Genomic DNA, 6,603 nt, shown 5'->3' with positions numbered 1-6,603 from the left:
GATTGAATAAACACGAAAAGGGGGCATTATTGTGAAAAAGTATTTTATCATAACTTTTTTTGCCATTTTGTCTGTAATCTTTTTTTCAGCAGATGTGATTTCATCTTATCAGAATAATTATATATTATCCAACAACTATTTGACAACAGGTATTTCTAAAGAAAATGGATATATCACCTTTTTTAAAAGTAATGAAGCTAACCAAAGTCTTTTCACAAATCATAAAATTCTAATTTCTGGCGTAGAGTTTCAAAAGAACGTTATAGAAACTTCAGAAGATTCGATTTCTTTCATTTATGATCAAAACGACTTCAAAGTGGTGAATACTTATACCTTACAAGGACAAAACCTCTTATTGAGCACTATGATAACTAGCAAAACGGAAACTAAAAAAAGAATCCAAATGAATGAAATAATAGATTACTCAGACACATTTCCTTTTTTTATAAAATCAAAGGTTTTAAATAACTATGTATTAGTTCTTCAGCAAGATTATGGGAGCTTTGGCTATTTTCCCGCTGATGATCAAACATTTCAGAGGGTTATAGCAAACGATGAGATGACTACAAGTATCTCATTTTTTACCCTTGAACCTCAGGGTTTGCTGGAATTTACAAGAGTTATAACCATTGGTGAGAGTGTTAGCGAAATAGAAAAAAGATATTACGATAAATTCGGTATTGATTATAAAACTATTGAAAAAAATATAATATTAAGCAATGAAAAGTCTGCTGAGGGCATGAGAGTTGTTCTAGAAGACAGATTGGGAACCATTCAAGATGTTCAACTCGTTGATGATAAAGGAAAAGCAGAGTTTTATCTTCCATATGGCGAAGATTATGAGAATTTCCAACTTAAGGTAGATTTTGGAAATTTGAAGAGTGAATCTGTTTCTCTTTTGGGGGCGGAAGGTCTTTTTGTTGAAGTTGGTGAAAATTATTTTTATTACAAACCTTTTCTCACTAATAAAGAGGAAGATGGTGTGACTATTAATTTCAGGATGGCTGTCCCTGCTAGGTCAACTGTAGAAGTTTACGATTCAGACAACGAAGCTAAGGTGTTAGAAATACAAAACGAATTTCCTTTGGAATATCATTATATAGAACTTTCTGATTTGCAACCTGATTCTTTCTATGAGTATGTGATAAATGTTGAAGACACCTATACTCTAAATGAGGTTAAGACAGAAAAAAGGGCTTTTAAAACCAAGCCTTTAGATGAAAATATCAATACCTTTAGATTCATAGTTTATGGAGATACCCAAATCTATGATGAAAGGCACGCTTATGTTGTTAAAAGAATTGTAGAGGATTCGGATCTGAATGCGGCATTCATTCTTAAACCTGGAGATCATACGGAAGAAGGCACATCAGAGAACAGTTGGAGTAAATTTTTTGAATCTGCATACCCTTTAAGTTCTCAAATTCCCTATTACATGGTTTTAGGTAACCATGAAAGAAATAGCATACTGTATTATAGGGCATTCGAGCTTCCAAGTGGTGGTGGAGATTATTCCAAGAGATGGTACTCTTTTGATTATGGAAACTCTCATTTTGTTATCTTAGATTCTAATATTTTAGAATCTTCAAATCTGTATGAAAAACAAATGGAGTGGTTAGAAGAAGATCTTAAAAACAATAATGATAAAAAGTTTATCTTTGTGGCTTTTCATCATCCTTTTTGGACGACAGCCACGGAGTATGGCAGTATGGAAGAAAACCTTCCCGAAGGTCATTTCAACACAAAAAATTGGTTGCCTATTTTCAAAAAGTACGGTGTTGATGTTGTAATAAATGGACATATACACGCTTATGAAAGGTATTTTAAGGATGGAATTATGTTTATTACCAGTGGTGGAGGGGGTGCTAAGCTAAATACAAATCATGGAGCAGATCCATTGCCGTGGCATGTAAAGCACGTTCTTGGAAAACTTCACTACCTTATTTTTGATGTTTACGAAGATTCTATCAAGGTTACTGTAAAAGCAGTGGCGAGGGTTGATAATCCCCTTTTCCCAAATCAATATACTTCAATTGATGAAGTAATCGATGAATTCTACATATATAAAAAATGAAAAGGGAGATGATTCTCCCTTTTCACAATTTCACCAAACCTGAAAACCCCATAAAAGCCATTGAAAGAAGTCCAGCTGTTATTAGCGCTAAAGCAGTACCTTCGAAAGGTTTTGGAACGTTGTTTAGTTGCATTTTTTCTCTTATTGAAGAAAATATTATTAATGCCAGCGAAAACCCCAATCCAGAGGCAAAAGAGTTTACCAAACTTTCGATAAAGGTGTAATTAGTTTGTATGTTTAACAATGCGATCCCCAATATTGCACAGTTGGTTGTTATAAGTGGCAAGTATATTCCCAATGCTTCGTAAAGGGCTGGGCTTGATTTTTTAATAAAGAACTCAACAAATTGAACAAGTACAGCAATTACAAGAATAAACACAATCGTTCTCAAAAATTCTACTCCAAGCATTATTAGTATCTGATTTAAGAGCCAAGTTATTACTCCCGCTAACGTCATGACAAAAATCACGGCGATAGACATACCAATAGCGGAACTTTTGCTTCTAGAAACTCCTAAAAAAGGGCAAATACCTAAAAATCTAGTTAAAATAATATTGTTAACTAAAGCGGCTGAAATAAACAGAAGGATAAGATTCATTTTTTAGCACCTGCCTTCTTCTTTTTATTTTCTCTACTTATACCTATTGAATTGAACATTCCAAGTAAAAGTCCTAAAGTTATAAAGGCACCAGGTGGGAGTATGAAAAGGTATAAATTAATGGCTTCTCCCCAAATAGGAAAACCAAAGATTGTTCCATTACCCAATAATTCTCTTACCGATCCCAATAATACAAGGGCGCCTGTAAAACCTAAACCGATTCCCAAGGCGTCAAGTATTGAATCTACAACTCCATTTTTCGATGCGAAAGACTCTGCCCTTCCCATAATGATACAGTTAACAACTATCAAAGGTATAAATATTCCCAAAGTCTGCCATAATTCGTATGTTAATCCATGCATTATGAGATCTATCATTGTTACAAAAGAGGCTATAACTACAATATAAATAGGTATTCTTATCTTTTTAGGAACTATTTTTCTAATCAAAGAAATGACAATGTTTGACATTGTTAAGACAGATAGGGTGGCTATTCCCATACCTAAACCATTTTCTGCGCTTGTGGTTGTAGCTAAAGTAGGACACATTCCCAATACCTGAACAAAAACGGGATTGTTTTTTATCAAACCGTTGGTAAAGTTTTTTAGATCAGCCATCTTTTCACATCACCCCTTTCTCTTTTAAAAATTCTACAGCTGCATTGATAGAATCGGCGACCGCTCTAGGAGTAATTGTTGCTCCTGTCATTACATCACTAGTTTTTACTACACCTTGTTCTTTGTAAGTATTTATTGAATTAGTTGGGACAGTAACACCAGCGTCTTTATCGACTTTAACGCCTACATTTAAACCTGATTCTGGGATCGAGCTAAATCTTTTTTTTACAGATTCTTCAGAGATTCTGGCCCCTAGTCCCGGCGTTTCTTGTGAATAATTTATTACTTCTATTTTATTCAAAGTAATTTGGCCACCTTCTTTTTTGATGAACGAAATAACGCTAACCACATCTCCTCCGTATCCTACTCCTGAAACTGTCATGACATAAATTTCAGTGTTATTTTCAGTAAACTTATAAACAGGGGAATAGACTTTTGCATTTTTTTGACTTACGTATAAAACTCCATTTTGATCTTCTTTCCATATATTTCTTTCTAACTCTTCTTCGTTTTTAGGAATATTAGAAACTAAATATTCACCCGTATTTGCATCTTTTAAGACTTCTTCTATAGCTGACAATGTATTATTAAATTCGGATTGTACTATCATTGGATTCACAAAATTGTACACAACAGATACTAAAAATCCGGCAGCAATCATAAAGGCGGCTAAGATTAAACCTGTTTTTATATATTCACGCATGTTTTATCTCCCCTTTGGTTGTTCCATATATTTTGGGTTTTAACCAATCATCTATCAAAGGGACAAACGCATTCATGATAAGGATTGAAAAGGAAACACCTTCGGGGTAACTACCAAAGAATCTTATGATCATCGTCAAAATACCAGCTCCCATACCAAAAACGAACTGGCCCTTTATGGACATTGGAGAAGTAACCATATCCGTTGCCATGAACAATGCACCTAAGATCAAACCCCCTGCTAAAAGATGAAACAAGGGAGTTCCAAATTTATTAGGATCAACTATATGAAAAATAGTGCTAAAAATCAAAACCGTTCCTATATAGGATACAGGGATCATCAATTTTATTCTGCCTTTAATGACTAAGTATATGAAACCAATAATTAAAGCTAAAGCACTAACTTCTCCGATAGAACCAGGAATTCTGCCGATGAACATATCCCAGTAAGTATAATTTTGGAGTACTGTGTTCATTCCTTCTTCAGAAATTATTCCTAAAGGGGAGGCAGAAGTAACAATATCAGGATTCTGGTAATAAAAAGGTACATACCAGGTAGTCATAGCTGTAGGGAAAGATATCACCATAAAGGCCCTTCCAACTAATGCGGGGTTAAAAAAGTTTTGACCTAGACCTCCAAAAACTTGTTTTGCTAAAATGATCGCAACCACTACTCCTAACATAATTTGCCACCAGTTTACGGCTAAAGAAAGGTTCATACCCAAGAGTAATCCTGTAACAGAAGCGGAAAAATCAGGGATATGGTCTTTTTGCTTCCTTACAAAACGAACGATCGAAAAGTCCAATGTTTCTGCAAAAACCATAGAAAATAACATAATGAAAAGGGCTCGAAAACCAAAGATCCATGTTGAAACAATAACAGCAGGTATCAATGATATCAAAACATCGATCATAATTTTTCGGGTGGTATTGGTAGTTCGAAAATGGGGTGCTGCTTCAGTGCTAAGTTTCAACTCAACCCCTCCTTCTTTGAATGGCTTTTATAACCTTTTTTGTTGTCTTGAATGTTTTAACTAGCTCTATATTTGATGGACAAATGTAAGAACAAGCACCACATTCTATACAATCCATAATTCCATTTTCTTGTGCTATGTCATTTTTCCTAGCATCAGCAAGTTTTTTTAGATAATAAGGTTGTAGCCCTATAGGGCATGCTTTAACGCAAGAAGCACATCTAATGCATGGATATTCATGTTTTTGTGGTATTTCTTCTTTTGTTAAAACGGTGATTGCATTATTTCCCTTGAAAGTTGGTAAATCAATATTGGGTAAAGGTAATCCCATCATTGGCCCGCCATAGATTATTCTATCGATCTTTTCCTCTTCAACGATTTCTACTTGATTTAAAAGATCTGAAACCTTAGTTCCAATTCGGAACCAATAGTTACCGGGTTTTTTAACGCCCCCGCTCAAAGTGATTCCGCGTTCAACCAAAGGTTTTCCATTGATTACTGCATCATAAATTGCATAGGTAGTGGAAACGTTAAAAACTAAAGTCCCTGCATCTATAGGTAACCCTCCTGAAGGGACTTCCCTTTTAGTGACAGCTTTGATTAATTGTTTTTCTGCACCTTGAGGATATTTTGTTTTTAAAATTGCAACCTCGATATTCTCGTTTTTTAAAGCGTTTTTCATAATTTTTATCGCTTCAGGTTTGATTTCTTCGATGCCCACATAAATTTTTTCTGGATTAACTATATATTCTATTATTTTTATTCCTTTTATGATTTCTTCTGTGTATGTTCTCATCATCATATCATCGACAGTTATGTATGGTTCACATTCTGCCCCATTGATTATTAAGTAATCGACTTTTTTGCCTGGGGGTATACTTAATTTTACATGAGATGGGAACATAGCACCCCCTAATCCCACTATACCCGCTTTTTTAACAATGTTAATTATTTCTTCCTTTGAAAAATTTTTAAAGTTCTCATCGTGTTCAATATATTCCCAAATATCTTCCGAAGTTCTTTTTATGACTATTGCATTATTCTTTCTTCCTGTGGAGGCATTTATAAATGATTCTATTCCAACAACTTCCCCCGTAACAGAAGAATGTATGTTTGCTGAAATATTACCAGCAGTCTCTGCTACTAATTGCCCTGTTTTCACTTGATCTCCTTCTTTTACGATTGGCTTAGCAGGAGCTCCGAGATGGTTAGTTGTGAATAGGTATACAAAATCGGGCAAAGGCAGTTTTTCAAAAGGCTTATCCTTTGTAAAATGCTTTTTCTCGGGCGGATGTACGCCACCTTTAAAAGTTAATATTGGCACAAGGGAACCTCCTTTTTGTTTTTTAACAAACTAATAATTGAAAATCTATATGAATTACTTAACTAGTATTCTAAAAGCTTTTTAAAAGGTTCAAAAATCTTTCGACAATTATTATAGCACGAAAGAATGTTCTAATTTCAACGACTTATAAAGTTTTTAAAAAAAATTATTACATTTATGTATATTAATTGTTTTTTCATATTTATTTAATATTGTCACGCTATAATATTTAACAGAGATATAACTGTTTGTTCTAAAATAGACTACTTATTTTTAAAAGCACCTCTAGGATTTTATCATATAATTTATTAAGG

General features: G+C 34.0%; 6 protein-coding genes. 1 reads left to right on the top strand and 5 read right to left on the bottom strand.

Annotation, left to right across the window (positions count from 1 at the left end; all coding sequences use genetic code 11):
• Window positions 1–31 precede the first annotated feature (31 nt).
• On the top strand, window positions 32–2,074 hold the full coding sequence (locus AA81_RS04305) for a metallophosphoesterase family protein (RefSeq protein WP_103898311.1): 2,043 nt from the start codon (window positions 32–34) through the stop codon (window positions 2,072–2,074).
• 22 nt (window positions 2,075–2,096) lie between these two features.
• Here AA81_RS04305 and rsxA read toward each other — a convergent pair whose 3' ends face one another.
• From rsxA to rsxC, 5 genes are read right to left on the bottom strand one after another with little or no spacing between them, the layout of a single operon-like run.
• Window positions 2,097–2,672 (bottom strand): electron transport complex subunit RsxA, encoded by a 576-nt coding sequence (gene rsxA, locus AA81_RS04300; protein WP_103898310.1) that lies wholly within the window; start codon window positions 2,670–2,672, stop codon window positions 2,097–2,099.
• A complete protein-coding gene (rsxE, locus tag AA81_RS04295; protein ID WP_103079093.1) occupies window positions 2,669–3,289 on the bottom strand; it encodes an electron transport complex subunit RsxE in 621 nt (206 codons plus the stop codon). Before rsxE ends, rsxA begins: the two co-directional genes overlap by 4 nt.
• Window positions 3,290–3,293: 4 nt before the next feature.
• Window positions 3,294–3,992, bottom strand: a complete 699-nt coding sequence (locus AA81_RS04290; protein WP_103079094.1) for an RnfABCDGE type electron transport complex subunit G — start codon at window positions 3,990–3,992, stop codon at window positions 3,294–3,296.
• Window positions 3,985–4,965 (bottom strand): RnfABCDGE type electron transport complex subunit D, encoded by a 981-nt coding sequence (locus AA81_RS04285; protein ID WP_103079095.1) that lies wholly within the window; start codon window positions 4,963–4,965, stop codon window positions 3,985–3,987. Before AA81_RS04285 ends, AA81_RS04290 begins: the two co-directional genes overlap by 8 nt.
• Window position 4,966: 1 nt before the next feature.
• Entirely contained in the window at window positions 4,967–6,289 is a 1,323-nt protein-coding gene (rsxC, locus tag AA81_RS04280; protein ID WP_103898309.1) for an electron transport complex subunit RsxC, read from the bottom strand.
• Window positions 6,290–6,603 lie beyond the last annotated feature (314 nt).

It is taken from the genome of Petrotoga halophila DSM 16923 (assembly GCF_002924615.1).
This window is presented reverse-complemented; position numbering and strand designations above follow the sequence as displayed.